We start from the raw sequence: 16,256 nt of genomic DNA, 5'->3' as shown, positions 1-16,256 counted from the left end.
CTTAAAGAGTGATCCGACCAAATGCGTTGTTCCAGTCCTGCTCAAACTTCTCTATTGCAGACTCTACCGCAGGGGTATTGAGCATTTGTTGCGCTACATCTAATGGCAGGGTGATTGCTTCACATCCTGCCAGTAAGCAATCCAGCGCCTGGCGTGGCGTTTTAAAGCTGGCTGCCAGCACAATGCTGCTTGGCGCATGCAGCTCCAGCAATGTTTGCAGTTCCTGTACCGTGCGGATACCGTCTCCGCCCTGGGCGTCAACACGGTTCACATAAGGGGCGACATATTTTGCTCCCGCCAGCGCGGCCAGCAGTCCTTGCGCTGCGCTGTACACGGCGGTGCCTAAGGTGGTAATACCTTCTTTTTTCAGTTGCTTGATGGCCGCCAGACCTTCGGCGGTGACCGGGATTTTAACGACGATACCTGGTACGGCGAGGCTCAGGCGCTTAGCTTCTTCCACCATCCCCTGCGCATCACGGCTCATGGTCTGCGCGAACAGAATGCCGTCTTTGCCCATTGCCTTTTGCAGACGCGGCAGTACCTCCCAGATGGACTCTTTACTTGCCGCCACGATGCTTGGGTTGGTAGTGACGCCAGCAATCGGGAAGATGCGTGCCAGACGTTCAACTTCCGCCACGTTGGCGGTATCCAGGTACAGTTCCATACAAAACACCCTCTTAATATTCGGTTAGCCGCCCGTTGCCGGAATGCTGTTCTGCGTACAGGATAAGAGCGTTTTACAGTCGTGCGCTATCTGACAAATCTGCCAAAAACTGGATAAATGTAATGTATCTGTCAAAGTGAGAGATACATCACATGTTAATTAGCTATGGGTTTATTCTGGGGTATAGAGAGTTTTGAGGGTTCTTGCATATTACAAAAATCCAGTAAATGATGGATTTGTGCTCAGTCTGTGTCGCTACGCAACGGCTTCACTGCCGATGTGCCTCTTTTTCCGTTAACTGGCTGTGATATTGCCGACGATACTCTGACGGAGAACGCTCTGTATTTTTACGAAACAGGCGGCAGAAGTAGTTGCTGTCGACAAACCCACAGGTGTGCGCCACTTCTTTCACCTTCAGGTCGTAACCCTTCAGCAGCGCCTTAGCGTGTTCCAGTCGGGTATGGTTCAGATACTCGTTAAAACCAATCGCCCCGGTTTTCTGAAACAGGTGTGAGAGGTAATTCGGTGAAATGTAGAATGCCTGGGCGACGGATTCGCGGGTCAGCGGCGATGCGTAGCGTTCGTCGATATAGTCGCGAATAGCGTCGAAAAGCGCCTGACTACGCGACGCGGTCTGGATCTGGCTGCCCAGCAGATCGCGACAGTGGCTTAACAGACTGGCGACGATCAGCCTGGCCGTTTGTTGCTCCTGTGGCTGCATCTGCATCTCATGTAGCGTTTGCAGCAGGAAGGAGCCAATACGCGGTCCGCGCCGCGCAACGTGTTGTTTGGCGAGGTTTTGACATTGTTTTCCATCCCACTGAACGATGCTGAAACCTAACTGCTGTTTGCCGAACAGGATGCTGAGCGTGGTGACCGGCGTGTGCCACTGCGGGAGATTCCAGCCACCTGCCGGGACGTACAGCACATCACCAGAGGTAAGTTTGTTTCCGATGCTGACATCAGTAAACTCGCCTTCCAGTACAATTTCCAGACGGGGAAAATCAACCTGATAGGCTAATTCCGGCATTGAACCGTTGGTGCTGGCGAAACACACCTGCCGCAGCGGGAGGGGACCGTTAATCAGGCGGGAGAGAAGGTGGCTGACGTCGTGATACATGTGAATCCCTTGCTGGCAACTGACAGGGCCACAGTAACGTTGAAAGCAACCGCCCTCAAGTGATTATTGCCGGATGGCGGCTAATGCCTTATCCGGCCTACAAGTCATTGCGAGCTGTAGGTCGGATAAGCGTAGCGCATCCGGCAGCCTGTTATTGATTACCGATTTGATCGCCGTAAGGCAGAGTATCGTAATCAATCAGGGCGTTTTTCTTGTACGGATTACCAATCCAGCGGGTTGTCTCTTTGAACTGCGGGTTGGTAATGGCACGTGTCGGGTCGAATCCATCGTAGGTAAAGCCCGCTAAATCAGACCAGGTATGAATAAGTTCAGAGCTGCTGTACTTACGATCGACATCTTGTGAGAAGTCACGCGGGTGTGCAGCCTGCCATTTTTCAGACGTCCATAGCAGGAACGGCACCGTGTACATATGACGCGTTGGGTTGTCTTCATTACGCCCCTGCGTTTTATGCGGCGGCGTGTCATACACCTCTTCGCCATGGTCGGAGAAGTAGAGCAGGAAGCCGTTCGGATCGGTGGCTTTGTAGTCGTTAATCAGGCTGGCAATGATGTGGTCGTTATACACATTAGCGCTGTCGTAATCGTTATAGGCTTCCAGCTCATCGTTGCTCAGGCCTGCAGGAACGTGGTCGATATTGTTGTCGAATTTCCCCTGACCATCCGGATAGCGGAATTTGTACTTAATATGTGTTCCCAGCAGATGAACGATGATGAATTTTTTCGGCGCCGGATCGGCCAGCACTTCTTTAAACGGTGCCAGCACGTTGCTGTCATATTCGCGCGCACTTTGCGTTCGCTGCTGGTTCATATAGAACTGCTTATCCGTTTGCTTGGAAAATACGGTCAGCATGGTGTTACGGGCGGTCATGGTTTGCTGGTTAGTGATCCAGAAGGTCTTATACCCCGCCTGCTTCATCATGTTCATCAGCGACGGCTGCGTCAGATATAAATCCGGGTTCTTCTCGTTAGCAAAGGTCAGCGCCTGCTGCAGGATTTCAATAGTGTAAGGACGAGAGGTCACAACATTATTGAATACGGTCAGGTTAGGATCGGATTTGTGCAGCGCGTCCAGTTCCGGCGTGGTTTTACGCGGATAGCCGTACAGGCTCATGCGCCCACGCTGAGTTGACTCACCAATCACCAGCACCAGCGTGCGCGGAGCATCGCCAGAGTTGTCTTTAAAGTGCGCCAGTGGCGGTAGCGCATTGTTCTCATTCAGCAGACTGTTCAATGAGGTTAGTTGTTGACGATACTGATAATAGCCAGAAATAAACTGCCACGGTGCGGCGGGCTCCATACGAGCAGCAAGACCGTTCAGCGTTTGCTCGAAAGGTTTATGCTTAATAAATGTATTGACGGTCATCGGGTGCAGAATCAAGCCGTATAACAGCGCAAACGACACCAGATAACGCCAGGGGGAGGGAATATGAACCGGGCGCAGGCGCGTCCACAGCAGAATCGCTACGGCGGTATAGGCCAGCGCGATGAAGACAATTTTAAGGCTGAAATACTGACTTAAGTATTCGCTGGCTTCGTTGGCATTAGTCTCAAACATCACGTACAGCACGCTCTGTGAGAACTCCTGCCCGTAAATGACGTAATAACTCAGTGCGGCGAGCGACGCGGCCCACAGCACGACGCCAATGACGGCGGCAATAATACGGATACGATTAGGGAATAAGAATACCGGGATCAACCATAGCGAACTAAATAATAATGAGTCACGTAATCCGGTCGATCCGCTATAACCGCTAAAATAGATAATGGCCTGCAGTAATGAAGAAAAAAACCAAAAATAGAGAAGTGCCCAACCTAGGGCTTTCCAGCTAAACGGGGGTTTAGTCTGGAGTTGTAAGGATTGCATAGTGTGAGCCTGTCATTAATCGTGTCGCCAAGAGTAGCGGCTAAATCTTAAGGAGATCTGAAGCGTCGCGACGTTAAGATCGCGTTTCGTTGATGATTCATTCATAAAATAAATGAATCAAGGCAAGAATATATTTGAAATGAAACGGTTATGACAAGCGTTTTTGAGGTCACCCCCGCGCAATTGCACGAGGGTGACAGGGGGGGGCTTACTTAACCGGTATTACGCATACCCGCTGCGACACCGGCGATGGTGACCATCAGCGCTTGTTCAACGCGCGGATCGGGGGCTTCACCTTGTTCTTCTGCCAGACGCGAACGGTGTAACAGTTCAGCCTGTAGCACGTTCAACGGATCGGTATAAATATTTCTTAACTGAATTGACTCGGCAATCCACGGCAGGTCGGCCATCAAATGTGAGTCGTTGGCGATTGCCAGTACCACGTTGATGTCGGCTTCCAGACGGTGGCGCAGTTCTTCACCTAACGGCCACAGCTCTTTTTTGACCAGACGCTGATCGTAGTATTCTGCCAGCCACAGGTCCGCTTTCGAGAACACCATTTCCAGCATGCCAAGGCGCGTGGAGAAGAATGGCCAGTCGCGGCACATCGCTTCAAGTTCGCTCTGTTTACCGTCTTCAACTACTTTTTGCAGTGCGGTACCTGCGCCCAGCCAGGCCGGGAGCATCAGGCGGTTTTGTGTCCAGGCGAAGATCCACGGAATGGCACGCAAAGACTCTACCCCACCGGTCGGGCGGCGCTTAGCTGGACGTGAGCCGAGCGGTAATTTACCCAGTTCCTGCTCGGGAGTTGCTGAGCGGAAGTAAGGTACAAAGTCTTTGTTCTCACGCACGTAGCCACGGTACAGCTTGCAGGAGATATCTGACAGCTCATCCATAATATGGCACCAGCTGTCTTTCGGTTCCGGCGGTGGTAGCAGGTTGGCTTCCAGGATCGCGGCGGTGTACAGAGATAGGCTGCTGATGGTCACTTCCGGCAAACCGTATTTGAAGCGGATCATCTCACCCTGCTCAGTGACACGCAGTCCGCCTTTCAGGCTGCCAGGTGGTTGTGAGAGCAGTGCCGCGTGGGCCGGAGCGCCGCCGCGGCCGATAGAACCACCCCGGCCGTGGAACAACGTCAGTTCAATGCCGGCTTTTTCGCAGGTTTTGATCAACGCATCTTGCGCCTGATATTGCGCCCAGGACGCCGCCATCACGCCTGCGTCTTTTGCGGAATCAGAGTAGCCAATCATGACCATCTGCTTGCCCTGAATCAGACCGCGGTACCAGTCGATATTCAACAACTGAGTCATTACATCGTCAGCATTGTTGAGGTCGTCCAGCGTTTCAAACAGCGGCGCTACCGGCATGGTAAAACCAATGCCAGCTTCTTTCAGCAGCAGGTGAACGGCCAGCACATCCGACGGTGTTTTTGCCATCGAGATCACGTAGGCAGCAATAGAACCATGAGGTGCTTCGGCAATCACTCGACAGGTATCGAGGACTTCGCGGGTATCGTTACTCGGTTCCCAGCTGCGTGGCAGCAGTGGACGTTTGGAGTTCAGTTCTCGGATCAGGAAGGCCTGTTTGTCTGCTTCTGACCAGCTTTCGTAGTCGCCAATGCCCAGGTAACGGGTCAGTTCGCCCAGCGCTTCGGTATGACGGGTGCTTTCCTGACGAATATCGATACGCACCAGCGGGACGCCAAAACATTTCACTCGGCGCAAGGTATCGAGCAGTTCGCCATTGGCGATGATGCCCATACCGCAGGCTTGCAGTGACTGATAACACGCGTACAGCGGTTCCCATAGCTGCTCGTTTTGCGTCAGCAGACCTGCAGGTTTCGGCAATTTTTCGCCTTTCAGACGCGCTTCCAGCCAGGCCTGGGTCGTCATCAGACGCGAACGGAGCATTTTCATCAGATGGCGATAAGGTTCTGCCGCGCCTTCTTCACCCACCAGCGCTAATAGCTCAGGCGTGGCTTCGACCATCGACAGTTCAGAAACCAGAAACTGGATGTCTTTCAGGAACAGATCGGTCGCTTTCCAGCGGCTGAGCAGCAGCACGTGGCGGGTGATATCTGCCGTTACGTTCGGGTTACCGTCACGGTCACCGCCCATCCACGAGGTGAATCGGACCGGGACAAAATCGACGGGCAGCTTGTAGTTCAGATGCGCTTCCAGCTGTTCATTCAGTTCACGCAGATAGTTCGGTACACCTTCCCACAGGCTATTTTCAACCACGGCGAAGCCCCATTTGGCTTCATCAACCGGGCTGGGACGCAGTTTACGGATTTCATCCGTGTGCCATGATTGGGCGATTAGCTGGCGCAGGCGGCGCATCAACTGGTGGCGTTCGTAATCGACGATATCTTTGTTATCAAGCTGCTTGAGGCATGCGTTAACCTCACCCATTTTATGAATCAACGTACGGCGGGTGATTTCGGTTGGGTGTGCGGTCAGGACCAGCTCCAGAGAAAGCGATTCCACGGCTTTTTTGATTGTCGCTTCATCGAGGTTAGGCTGGTCTTTCAGTTTACGCAGGGTACGGGCAATCACTTCCGGGTTGCTGGCAGCTTCGCCTTTTGGCGAAATGCTGTGGTACTGTTCGGCGGTATTGGCCAGGTTCAGGAACTGACTAAACGCACGGGCAACTGGCAGCAGCTCGTCGTTAGACAGATTCTGCAGCGTAGTGAGCAGTTCCTGACGGTTCGCTTCATTGCCAGCGCGGGATGATTTAGACAGCTTACGGATTGTTTCTACGCGATCGAGAATGTTCTCTCCCAGCGCATCCTTGATGGTTTCTCCCAGCACTTTGCCGAGCATACTGACATTACTACGCAACGCGGAATATTGTTCGTTCATATGATCCCAGACACCCCATCTGTTTTGAATATGTCCTGTATCTTTCGCGTCCCAGCGGCATTGGCTGCAACGCGAAATCTTTCGGACTTAACTTTTTAGTCGTCTTTTATAAAGCCACGTAAAACACCTGACGTCAATTGCTGCGAAATCGGTTCAGCAAACGAAAAAATGGCGGGAATTTACGTTATTTAATTCACATCGCGTCAAATAAGCGTTGCTTATGCAAATGTTAAAAGAATCGCCTTGCTTACCACTAAAGGATTAGCAAGGCGACGTTCGGTTAATGCCAGCAAAAATGATGCACAACCTGGGTAATTAATTCGCGGGTTGGCTTAATGAAGCGTGTTTCCAGATATTCATCTGGTTGATGTGCCTGATTAATGGAACCTGGTCCCAGTACTAGCGTCGGGCACAGCGTCTGAATAAACGGCGCTTCTGTGCAGTAGTTCACCACGTCGGTTTTCTCGCCGAGCAGTTTTTCCACCACCTCGACCAGTTGGTGATCCGGCGGGCATTCGTAACCCGGGATCGGCGGGTGCAGCTCGGAAACCGTCAGTCGGCCAGGCCAGCGTTCGCTCACCGGGGCCAGCGCGTCCGTCAGTAAGCCATTCAGGTCGCTTAACGTCATTCCCGGCAACGGGCGGATATCCATGTGCAGTTCGCAGCAGGCGCAAATACGGTTGGAGGCATCGCCGCCATGCAGGCTGCCGAGGTTCAGCGTCGGGTAAGGCACGGTGAATGAATCGTGGTGATAGCGTGCTTTCAGCGAGTCGCGCAACTGCATAATGTGGCCGATGGCATCGTGCATCAGTTCAATGGCGTTCACGCCGCGCGCTGGATCGCTGGAATGGCCAGACTGGCCGAGCACGCGCACCGCCGTGGAGATATGGCCTTTGTGTGCGCGAATTGGCTGCAGGGATGTTGGCTCACCGATGATCGCGCAATCCGGGCGAATCGCCGTATTTTCAGAGAAGTAGCGTGCGCCCGCCATACTGGTCTCTTCATCGGCGGTGGCCAGGATGTAGAGCGGCTTTTTCAGCGGTTTCACATCGACATCACGCAGTGCATCGAGAATAAACGCGAAGAAACCTTTCATATCCGCCGTACCCAGTCCGTAGAGCTTGTTGTCATGTTCGGTCAGGGTGAACGGATCGCGCGTCCAGCGTCCGTCGTCAAACGGTACGGTGTCGGTATGACCGGCGAGCAGCAGGCCGCCTGCACCGGTGCCTGTACTTGCCAGCATATTGAATTTATTACGGGTGCCGGGAACCGGTTGTACCTCAACGCTGAAGCCTAAATCTTTGAACCAATCCGCCAGCAGAGTGATTAAACCTGCATTACTTTGATCGAGCGCTTCTTCGGTGGCGCTGATCGATGGTGTGGCAATCAGAGCGCGGTAAATCTCGATAAATGGCGGTAAATTGTTTTTCATTGTTGACACACCTCGGGTCATGATAGTATCAATATTCATGCAGTATTTGTGAATAAAAATACAATAATGTTGAGCGAAATAAAACCCACCAAGTGAAAGGTGAGGTGATAAAGGCTTATACCTGGCAACCGAATATAAGAAGGTGAACAGCCCCGATGTTGAATACGTTGATTGTGGGCGCCAGTGGCTATGCTGGTGCAGAGCTTGTGACCTATGTAAATCGCCATCCTGATATGAACATAACCGCTTTGACTGTCTCAGCGCAAAGCAATGATGCAGGAAAATTAATCTCTGATTTACATCCGCAGTTAAAGGGCATTGTTGATTTGCCGTTGCAACCCATGTCGGATATCCGCGAGTTTAGCGCAGGGGTAGACGTTGTGTTTCTGGCGACGGCCCATGAGGTTAGTCATGACCTGGCGCCACAGTTTCTGGAAGCGGGCTGCGTGGTGTTTGACCTCTCTGGTGCATTCCGTGTTAACGACGGCGCCTTCTATGAAAAGTATTATGGCTTTACTCATCAGCATCCTGAGCTGCTGGAGCAAGCGGTCTACGGGCTGGCGGAGTGGAGTGCAAGCAAACTAAAAGACGCGAATCTGATTGCTGTACCGGGTTGCTATCCCACGGCGGCGCAGTTGTCGCTTAAGCCTCTGATTGATGCCAACCTGCTTGATCTCAGCCAGTGGCCGGTAATTAACGCCACCAGTGGTGTGAGCGGAGCAGGACGTAAAGCTGCCATCTCGAACAGCTTCTGTGAAGTGAGTCTGCAACCGTATGGTGTATTTACCCACCGCCATCAGCCGGAGATCGCCACACATTTGGGGGTGGACGTGATTTTCACTCCGCATCTGGGAAACTTCCCGCGCGGCATTTTGGAAACCATCACCTGTCGTTTGAAGCCGGGCGTGACCCATGCGCAGGTGGCGCAAGCACTGCAGCAGGCCTATGGTGATAAACCGCTGGTTCGTCTGTATGACAACGGTGTCCCGGCCCTGAAAAATGTGGTGGGTTTACCGTTCTGCGATATCGGTTTTGCCGTTCAGGGCGAGCACCTGATTGTGGTGGCAACCGAAGACAATTTATTGAAAGGCGCTGCCGCACAGGCGATGCAGTGCGCAAATATCCGTTTCGGCTTTGCTGAAACGCAGTCTCTTCTTTAAGGGTGCAATGATGAATCCATTAATTATCAAGCTGGGCGGCGTTTTACTGGATAGCGAAGAGGCGCTGGAGCGTTTGTTTACCGCTCTGGTCAATTATCGCGAGTCGCACCAGCGTCCGCTGGTCATTGTGCACGGTGGCGGCTGCGTGGTTGACGAGCTGATGAAAGGGCTCAACTTGCCGGTGACAAAGAAAAATGGTCTGCGCGTGACGCCAGCCGACCAGATCGACATCATTACCGGTGCCCTGGCCGGAACGGCGAATAAAACGCTGCTGGCGTGGGCGAAGAAACACCATATTGACGCTGTTGGTCTGTACCTTGGCGATGGCGACAGCGTAAAAGTGACCCAGCTCGATGTAGCGTTAGGTCATGTTGGACTGGCACAGCCTGGCTCTCCTAAGCTGATTAACACGCTACTGGAAAACGGTTTTCTACCGGTCGTCAGCTCGATAGGCGTCACGGAAGAAGGGCAACTGATGAACGTCAATGCCGATCAGGCTGCGACGGCGCTGGCGGCAACGCTGGGTGCGGATCTGATCCTGTTGTCTGACGTCAGCGGTATTCTGGATGGTAAAGGCCAGCGGATTGCCGAAATGACCGCAGCCAAAGCAAAACAGCTGATTGAGCAGGGTATTATCACCGATGGCATGATTGTGAAGGTGAACGCGGCGCTGGATGCGGCACGTACGCTGGGGCGTCCAGTGGATATCGCTTCCTGGCGTCATGCTGAACAACTCCCGGCGCTGTTTAACGGCACGCCGATCGGTACGCGTATTCTGGCTTAACTATTATTGTGCCGGATGGCAGCGTCGCCTTATCCGGCCTGCATGGGTTTTGTAGGCCCGGTAAGCGTAGCGCCACCGGGCAAAATATCATATTAAGGAAATTCGTTATGGCACTTTGGGGTGGGCGTTTTACACAGGCAGCAGATCAGCGGTTCAAACAGTTCAACGACTCTTTGCGCTTCGACTACCGCTTGGCCGAGCAGGATATCGTCGGCTCTGTGGCCTGGTCCAAAGCGCTGGTCACGGTCGGTGTGTTGACTGCTGATGAACAATGTCAATTGGAAGAGGCGTTGAATACTCTGCTGGAAGAAGTACGCCTCGACCCGCAACAGATCCTGCAAAGCGATGCGGAAGATATTCACAGTTGGGTAGAAGGCAAGCTCATCGATAAAGTCGGGCCGTTGGGTAAAAAACTGCATACCGGGCGTAGCCGTAATGACCAGGTGGCAACCGATCTTAAACTGTGGTGCAAAGACACGGTGCTTGAATTGTTGTCTGCTAACCGTCAGTTGCAAAGCGCGCTGGTGGTGACAGCAGAGAATAATCAGGATGCCGTCATGCCGGGTTATACCCACCTGCAGCGTGCCCAGCCGGTGACGTTTGCTCATTGGTGTCTGGCCTATGTTGAAATGCTGGCGCGTGATGAGAGCCGTCTGCAGGATACGCTCAAGCGTCTGGATGTCAGCCCGTTAGGATGCGGTGCACTGGCGGGTACTGCCTATGAAATCGATCGCGAGCAATTGGCTGGCTGGCTGGGTTTCGCCTCGGCAACCCGCAATAGTCTGGATAGCGTATCCGATCGTGACCATGTTCTGGAGCTCCTCTCAGATGCCTCTATCGGTATGGTTCACCTGTCACGCTTTGCTGAAGATCTGATTTTCTTTAATACCGGGGAAGCTGGTTTTGTGGAACTGTCCGATCGCGTAACCTCCGGTTCATCATTAATGCCGCAGAAGAAAAATCCGGACGCATTAGAGCTGATTCGTGGCAAATGTGGCCGCGTGCAAGGTGCGTTGACTGGCATGATGATGACGCTGAAAGGACTGCCGCTGGCGTATAACAAGGATATGCAGGAAGACAAAGAAGGGCTGTTCGATGCACTCGATACCTGGCTGGACTGCCTGCATATGGCGGCGCTGGTGCTGGACGGTATTCAGGTAAAACGCCCACGTTGCCAGGAAGCCGCGCAGCAGGGCTATGCCAACGCTACGGAGCTGGCCGATTATCTGGTGGCGAAAGGCGTCCCGTTCCGTGAAGCACACCATATCGTAGGTGAAACGGTAGTTGAGGCGATTCGTCAGGGCAAACCGCTGGAAGCACTGTCACTGGCTGATTTGCAAAAATTCAGCGCCGTGATTGGCGATGACGTGTACCCGATCCTCTCGCTACAGTCGTGCCTCGATAAGCGTGTGGCGAAAGGGGGCGTTTCACCGCAGCAGGTAGCGCAGGCGATCGACTACGCGAAGGCGCGCCTGGCGTAACGTGTGTTTTGCCCGATGGCGGTAGACGCCTTCGCGTCACCATCCGGCAAATGGTTATCTGAGCCTGGCATCAAGCCGGGCTTTTTTATGCAAAAAAAAGCGGACCAGAGGTCCGCAAACGTTCACGTTGGCTTTAGTTATTTCGAGTATGAGAACGGACAGTAGCTTCAAGGGTTAAAGGGGTACCGTTCCGTTTCTGTGGTGCATTATTAAACAGAATGCTTGATAGGGATAATCGTTCGTTGCTATGCTACCTATCGCTACGAACTATCGTGGCAATGGAGGATGAATAATGAATATTCGTGATCTTGAATACCTGGTAGCACTTGCCGAACACCGTCACTTCCGACGAGCGGCAGACTCCTGTCACGTCAGCCAGCCAACGCTGAGTGGGCAAATCCGCAAACTCGAAGATGAGCTTGGCGTTATGCTGCTGGAGCGGACGAGTCGTAAAGTGCTGTTCACTCAAGCGGGTTTACTGCTGGTGGATCAGGCGCGCACCGTGTTGCGCGAGGTCAAAGTGCTCAAGGAGATGGCAAGCCAACAGGGTGAGACAATGTCTGGCCCGCTACATATTGGTTTGATCCCAACGGTAGGACCTTACCTGCTGCCGCATATTATTCCTATGTTGCACCAGACCTTCCCGAAACTGGAAATGTACCTGCATGAGGCGCAAACGCATCAGCTGCTGGCGCAACTGGACAGCGGTAAACTCGACTGCGTGATTTTGGCGCTGGTGAAAGAGAGTGAAGCGTTTATCGAGGTACCGCTGTTTGATGAGCCGATGATGCTGGCGATCTATGAAGATCACCCATGGGCAAATCGCGACCGCGTACCGATGTCCGATCTGGCTGGTGAAAAACTGTTGATGCTCGAAGATGGTCACTGTTTGCGTGACCAGGCGATGGGCTTTTGTTTTGAAGCCGGTGCTGATGAAGACACCCATTTCCGGGCAACCAGTCTGGAAACGTTGCGTAACATGGTGGCAGCAGGCAGCGGGATTACTTTACTGCCCGCGCTGGCTGTCCCACCGGAGCGTAAGCGTGATGGTGTGGTCTATGTGCCGTGCATTAAACCAGAACCGCGTCGTACCATTGGTCTGGTGTACCGTCCGGGTTCGCCGCTGCGCAGCCGTTATGAACAGCTGGCAGAGGCCATCCGTGGTGCAATGGATGGCCATTTCGACAACACGTTAAAACAGGCGGTTTAAACCGTTCAGTGCAGCTACCCGATAGGCTTCCGCCATGGTTGGGTAGTTAAAGGTGGTGTTAACGAAGTACTCGATGGTGTTACCACCACCTTTTTGCTCCATTATTGCCTGACCGATATGAATAATTTCGGCAGCGCGTTCGCCAAAGCAGTGGATCCCTAAAATCTCTTTGGTCTCCCGATGGAACAGAATCTTCAATGTTCCGACACTCATCCCGACGATTTGTGCGCGTGCCAGATGTTTAAACTGGGCGCGGCCAACCTCGTAAGGGACTTTCATTGACGTCAGTTGCTGTTCAGTTTTACCGACGGAGCTGATTTCGGGAATGGTGTAAATGCCTGTAGGAATATCTTCGATCAAGTGCGCGGTGGCCTCACCCTTGACCAGCGCCTGGGCGGCGATACGGCCTTGATCGTAGGCTGCGGAAGCAAGGCTCGGATAACCGATCACATCCCCTACGGCATACACATGCGGCAGCGCCGTCTGGTACATGCTGTTCACTTTTAGCTGGCCGCGGCTGTCCGTCTTCAGGCCAATATTCTCCAGCGCTAATGAATCGGTGTTACCGGTACGACCGTTGGCGTACAGCAGGCAGTCGGCTTTTAGTTTCTTTCCGGATTTCAGGTGCATGATGACGCCATCATCGCAGCCTTCAATTTTCTCGTATTCTTCGTTATGGCGAATCACCACGCCGCTGTTCCAGAAGTGATAAGACAGCGAGTCGGACATCTCCTGATCAAGAAACGCCAGCAGACGGTCACGGGTATTGATCAAATCAACTTTGACGTCCATTCCCCGGAAGATCGACGCATATTCACAGCCAATGACGCCCGCGCCATAGATCAGAACGTGGCGAGGTTCATGGTGCAGACTGAGAATGGAATCACTGTCGTAAACGCGCGGATGCGAAAAATCGACATCATTTGGGTGGTAGGGACGCGAACCGCAGGCAATAACAAATTTATCTGCCGTGAGCGTTTCCACCGTACCGTCGTGGCACTCCAGAGCGAGGGTGTGTTCGTCAACAAAACGGGCATTCCCCTGCAAAATTTCACAGTGGTTTCGCTCGTAAAATCCTTGCCGCATACGCGTTTGTTGATTAATGACGTTATCGGCATGGTTAAGAATATCGGCAAAAGAAGAGCGAAGAAGCCGGGAATGGTCGCTGTAGAGTGGGTTTTGATTGAATTCAATGATACGGCTGACGGCGTGGCGGAGTGCTTTAGATGGGATGGTGCCCCAGTGGGTACAACCACCGCCGACGTTATGATAGCGCTCAATAACGGCGACGCGCGCGCCTTGCTTAACCAGACCCATTGCAGCGCCTTCGCCGCCGGGGCCGGAACCTATTACTATTGCATCGTAATCGTAGGAATGTGACATGGTCAGGCTTACCTGTTCTTATACATAAAAGCAACAGAATAGTAACATCGTTGTCAGGATAACCCAATTATCGTTGTGCTTTTTTGCGAAGTCGAAGCACAAACTGCGCGTAAACAATCATTCACAAAGCCATGCCAACCGCCTAATCTCTGGTATAGTGCCAGCAAGGTATAAGGAAGGATTCAGACATCGTGATGGGCGTTAGAGCGCAACAAAAAGAAAAAACCCGGCGTTCGCTGGTTGAGGCCGCATTTAGTCAATTGAGTGCAGAGCGCAGTTTTGCCAGCCTCAGTTTACGTGAAGTTGCTCGTGAAGCGGGCATTGCGCCAACCTCATTTTATCGCCATTTTCGCGATGTGGATGAGCTCGGCCTGACGATGGTGGATGAGAGCGGCCTGATGCTACGCCAGTTGATGCGCCAGGCGCGTCAGCGTATCGCCAAGGGCGGCAGTGTGATCCGCACCTCGGTCTCAACATTTATGGAGTTCATCGGCAACAATCCCAACGCCTTCCGTTTATTATTGCGCGAGCGGTCTGGTACCTCCGCGGCGTTTCGTGCCGCCGTGGCTCGCGAAATTCAGCATTTCATTGCGGAACTTGCGGACTATCTGGAACTCGAAAACCATATGCCTCGTGCGTTTACTGAAGCACAAGCCGAAGCTATGGTGACGATTGTTTTCAGTGCGGGGGCAGAAGCGCTGGATGTTGGCGCCGAACAGCGTCGACAACTGGAAGAGCGGCTGGTATTGCAACTGCGCATGATCGCCAAAGGCGCATTTTACTGGTATCGCCGTGAACAAGAGAAGATGACGCATCACTCCGAGTAACGAGAAGGACGAGCAATGAAACAGTCAGGTCAAGATAAAGGTACGCTGCTGCTGGCGCTGGTTGCTGGCTTATCGATCAATGGTACATTTGCGGCGCTGTTTAGCTCCATTGTGCCATTCTCTGTATTCCCGATTATTTCGCTGGTGCTGACGGTTTACTGCCTGCATCAACGTTACCAGAATCGCACAATGCCTGTGGGGCTGCCGGGTCTGGCTGCGGCCTGTTTTATTCTTGGCGTTCTGTTGTACAGCACCGTGGTGCGCGCGGAATACCCGGATATCGGCCCGAACTTCTTCCCAGCGGTCCTGTCAGTGATTCTGGTGTTCTGGATCGGCTTTAAGGTGCGTAACCGTAAGCAAGAAATTGCGGAATAGTATTTGTAGGCCGGGGGTATCTTTGCTTTCCCGGCCTACAAAAAAATCACTTCGCGGTCAGTAATACTCCGCACTCCATGTGGTGCGTATACGGGAACTGATCGAACAGCGCCAGACGTGACACATTGTGCGTCTGGCTCAACGTTTCCAGGTTCTTACACAGTGTCTCCGGGTTGCAGGAGATGTACAGAATACGCGGATACGCCTGCACCATCTTCTCTGTTTCGCTGTCCAGGCCGCTGCGCGGTGGATCAACAAAAATGGTTTCACACTGGTAACTCTTCAGGTCGACGCCCTGTAAACGGTTGAACTCGCGCACCCCATTCATCGCCTGAGTAAACTCTTCTGCAGCCATACGAATAATTTGCACGTTATCAATATGGTTAGCCGCAATATTGTACTGCGCGGCAGCCACGGACGGTTTAGCGATTTCAGTGGCCAGTACGCGGTTGAAGTTCTGCGCCAGCGCTAACGAGAAGTTGCCATTGCCACAGTACAATTCAAGCAGGTCGCCCTGCGAATCTTTGGTGACATCAATCGCCCATTCCAGCATCTGAATGTTCATGGCGGCATTCGGCTGCGTGAAGCTGTTCTCAACCTGGCGGTAGATAATCTCTTTACCCGCAACCGGCAAACGTTCATCGATGTAATCTTGATCCAACGCGATTTTGGTTTTGGTCGCCCGGCCAATCAGATGCACATTCAGGTTTTGCGCGCGTAGCGCATCCCGCAGTGCTTCGGCTTCCTGACGCCATTCGTCATCTAACTTTTTATGGTACAGCATGGATACCACCGCCTGATTGCTCATGGTGGTGAGGTAATCAATCTGGAACAATTTATGACGCAGGACGTGATTGTGACGAACGCCGTCAATCATGGCTGTCATCAGCGTGTTGATGAGTTCGCTGGCTGCCGGAAAGCTGTCGACGCGAATACGGCTTTTGGTCTGGCTTTCAAACATGATGTGATACAGGTCGTCACCGTCATGCCACAGGCGGAATTCAGCGCGCATGCGGTAATGACTGACCGGCGAGCGAAACACTTCCGGAGCCTGATCAGTAAATGGCGTCA

The 16,256-nt window shown here is 52.9% G+C and carries 13 protein-coding genes; 6 read left to right on the top strand and 7 right to left on the bottom strand.

The genetic code is table 11. The features are described 5' to 3' along the window. Position 1 precedes the first annotated feature (1 nt). The 5 genes from fsa to argE all read right to left on the bottom strand — a co-directional run bounded on the left by fsa (position 2) and on the right by argE (position 7,965). A complete protein-coding gene (gene fsa / locus FDX01_RS21995; protein ID WP_115259750.1) occupies positions 2-664 on the bottom strand; it encodes a fructose-6-phosphate aldolase in 663 nt (220 codons plus the stop codon). Positions 665-932: 268 nt separating this feature from the next. After that, positions 933-1,784 (bottom strand): AraC family transcriptional regulator, encoded by an 852-nt coding sequence (locus FDX01_RS21990; protein ID WP_137400464.1) that lies wholly within the window; start codon positions 1,782-1,784, stop codon positions 933-935. Between the two features lie 151 nt (positions 1,785-1,935). After that, positions 1,936-3,669 (bottom strand): phosphoethanolamine transferase CptA, encoded by a 1,734-nt coding sequence (locus FDX01_RS21985; protein WP_137400463.1) that lies wholly within the window; start codon positions 3,667-3,669, stop codon positions 1,936-1,938. Positions 3,670-3,881: 212 nt separating this feature from the next. Beyond that, complete coding sequence (ppc, locus tag FDX01_RS21980) at positions 3,882-6,533, bottom strand: phosphoenolpyruvate carboxylase (protein WP_115259747.1); 2,652 nt, start codon at positions 6,531-6,533, stop codon at positions 3,882-3,884. 280 nt (positions 6,534-6,813) lie between these two features. Beyond that, the gene (gene argE, locus FDX01_RS21975) at positions 6,814-7,965 is read right to left on the bottom strand and encodes an acetylornithine deacetylase (RefSeq protein ID WP_137400462.1); all 1,152 of its coding nucleotides are present in this window, start codon (positions 7,963-7,965) and stop codon (positions 6,814-6,816) included. Between the two features lie 155 nt (positions 7,966-8,120). On the opposite strand from argE, the gene argC reads away from it, so the two are divergent. The 4 genes from argC to oxyR all read left to right on the top strand — a co-directional run bounded on the left by argC (position 8,121) and on the right by oxyR (position 12,600). Next, positions 8,121-9,125, top strand: coding sequence for an N-acetyl-gamma-glutamyl-phosphate reductase (argC, locus tag FDX01_RS21970; RefSeq protein ID WP_117343670.1), 1,005 nt, complete (start codon positions 8,121-8,123; stop codon positions 9,123-9,125). Positions 9,126-9,132: 7 nt separating this feature from the next. Beyond that, entirely contained in the window at positions 9,133-9,909 is a 777-nt protein-coding gene (gene argB, locus FDX01_RS21965; RefSeq protein ID WP_137400461.1) for an acetylglutamate kinase, read from the top strand. A gap of 107 nt (positions 9,910-10,016) precedes the next feature. Beyond that, positions 10,017-11,390 (top strand): argininosuccinate lyase, encoded by a 1,374-nt coding sequence (gene argH / locus FDX01_RS21960; RefSeq protein ID WP_096758792.1) that lies wholly within the window; start codon positions 10,017-10,019, stop codon positions 11,388-11,390. A 292-nt stretch (positions 11,391-11,682) separates the two neighbouring features. Next, positions 11,683-12,600 (top strand): DNA-binding transcriptional regulator OxyR, encoded by a 918-nt coding sequence (oxyR, locus tag FDX01_RS21955; RefSeq protein ID WP_115259743.1) that lies wholly within the window; start codon positions 11,683-11,685, stop codon positions 12,598-12,600. Here the strand turns inward: oxyR and sthA are convergent. Continuing rightward, a complete protein-coding gene (sthA, locus tag FDX01_RS21950; RefSeq protein ID WP_096758790.1) occupies positions 12,583-13,983 on the bottom strand; it encodes a Si-specific NAD(P)(+) transhydrogenase in 1,401 nt (466 codons plus the stop codon). The two genes, oxyR and sthA, sit on opposite strands and share 18 nt — an antisense overlap. A 191-nt stretch (positions 13,984-14,174) precedes the next feature. Between sthA and fabR the strand changes: the two genes are divergently transcribed. Together fabR and FDX01_RS21940 are read left to right on the top strand one after the other, a co-directional pair. Then, positions 14,175-14,810, top strand: a complete 636-nt coding sequence (fabR, locus tag FDX01_RS21945) for an HTH-type transcriptional repressor FabR (RefSeq protein WP_003028862.1) — start codon at positions 14,175-14,177, stop codon at positions 14,808-14,810. A gap of 15 nt (positions 14,811-14,825) precedes the next feature. Next, the gene (locus tag FDX01_RS21940) at positions 14,826-15,185 is read left to right on the top strand and encodes a YijD family membrane protein (protein WP_137400460.1); all 360 of its coding nucleotides are present in this window, start codon (positions 14,826-14,828) and stop codon (positions 15,183-15,185) included. A 46-nt stretch (positions 15,186-15,231) separates the two neighbouring features. Here the strand turns inward: FDX01_RS21940 and trmA are convergent. Continuing rightward, positions 15,232-16,256, bottom strand: a 1,025-nt coding sequence (gene trmA, locus FDX01_RS21935) for a tRNA (uridine(54)-C5)-methyltransferase TrmA (protein ID WP_249361036.1), incomplete at its 5' end; no start/stop codon positions are given.

Source organism: Citrobacter sp. wls613, from assembly GCF_005281195.1.
Classification (GTDB): Bacteria; Pseudomonadota; Gammaproteobacteria; order Enterobacterales; family Enterobacteriaceae; genus Citrobacter; species Citrobacter gillenii.
Note: the sequence above shows the minus strand (reverse complement) of the source record. Positions and strands in the feature narration are given on the sequence as shown.

What these genes read in the sequence shown, in the direction of transcription:
- FDX01_RS21990 (WP_137400464.1), bottom strand. Translation starts at nt 1,784, where the DNA reads ATGTATCACGACGTCAGCCACCTTCTCTCCCGCCTGATTAACGGTCCC.
- ppc (WP_115259747.1), bottom strand. Translation starts at nt 6,533, where the DNA reads ATGAACGAACAATATTCCGCGTTGCGTAGTAATGTCAGTATGCTCGGC.
- argC (WP_117343670.1), top strand. Translation starts at nt 8,121, where the DNA reads ATGTTGAATACGTTGATTGTGGGCGCCAGTGGCTATGCTGGTGCAGAG.
- sthA (WP_096758790.1), bottom strand. Translation starts at nt 13,983, where the DNA reads ATGTCACATTCCTACGATTACGATGCAATAGTAATAGGTTCCGGCCCC.
- oxyR (WP_115259743.1), top strand. Translation starts at nt 11,683, where the DNA reads ATGAATATTCGTGATCTTGAATACCTGGTAGCACTTGCCGAACACCGT.
- argB (WP_137400461.1), top strand. Translation starts at nt 9,133, where the DNA reads ATGATGAATCCATTAATTATCAAGCTGGGCGGCGTTTTACTGGATAGC.
- argE (WP_137400462.1), bottom strand. Translation starts at nt 7,965, where the DNA reads ATGAAAAACAATTTACCGCCATTTATCGAGATTTACCGCGCTCTGATT.
- FDX01_RS21940 (WP_137400460.1), top strand. Translation starts at nt 14,826, where the DNA reads ATGAAACAGTCAGGTCAAGATAAAGGTACGCTGCTGCTGGCGCTGGTT.
- argH (WP_096758792.1), top strand. Translation starts at nt 10,017, where the DNA reads ATGGCACTTTGGGGTGGGCGTTTTACACAGGCAGCAGATCAGCGGTTC.
- fsa (WP_115259750.1), bottom strand. Translation starts at nt 664, where the DNA reads ATGGAACTGTACCTGGATACCGCCAACGTGGCGGAAGTTGAACGTCTG.
- FDX01_RS21985 (WP_137400463.1), bottom strand. Translation starts at nt 3,669, where the DNA reads ATGCAATCCTTACAACTCCAGACTAAACCCCCGTTTAGCTGGAAAGCC.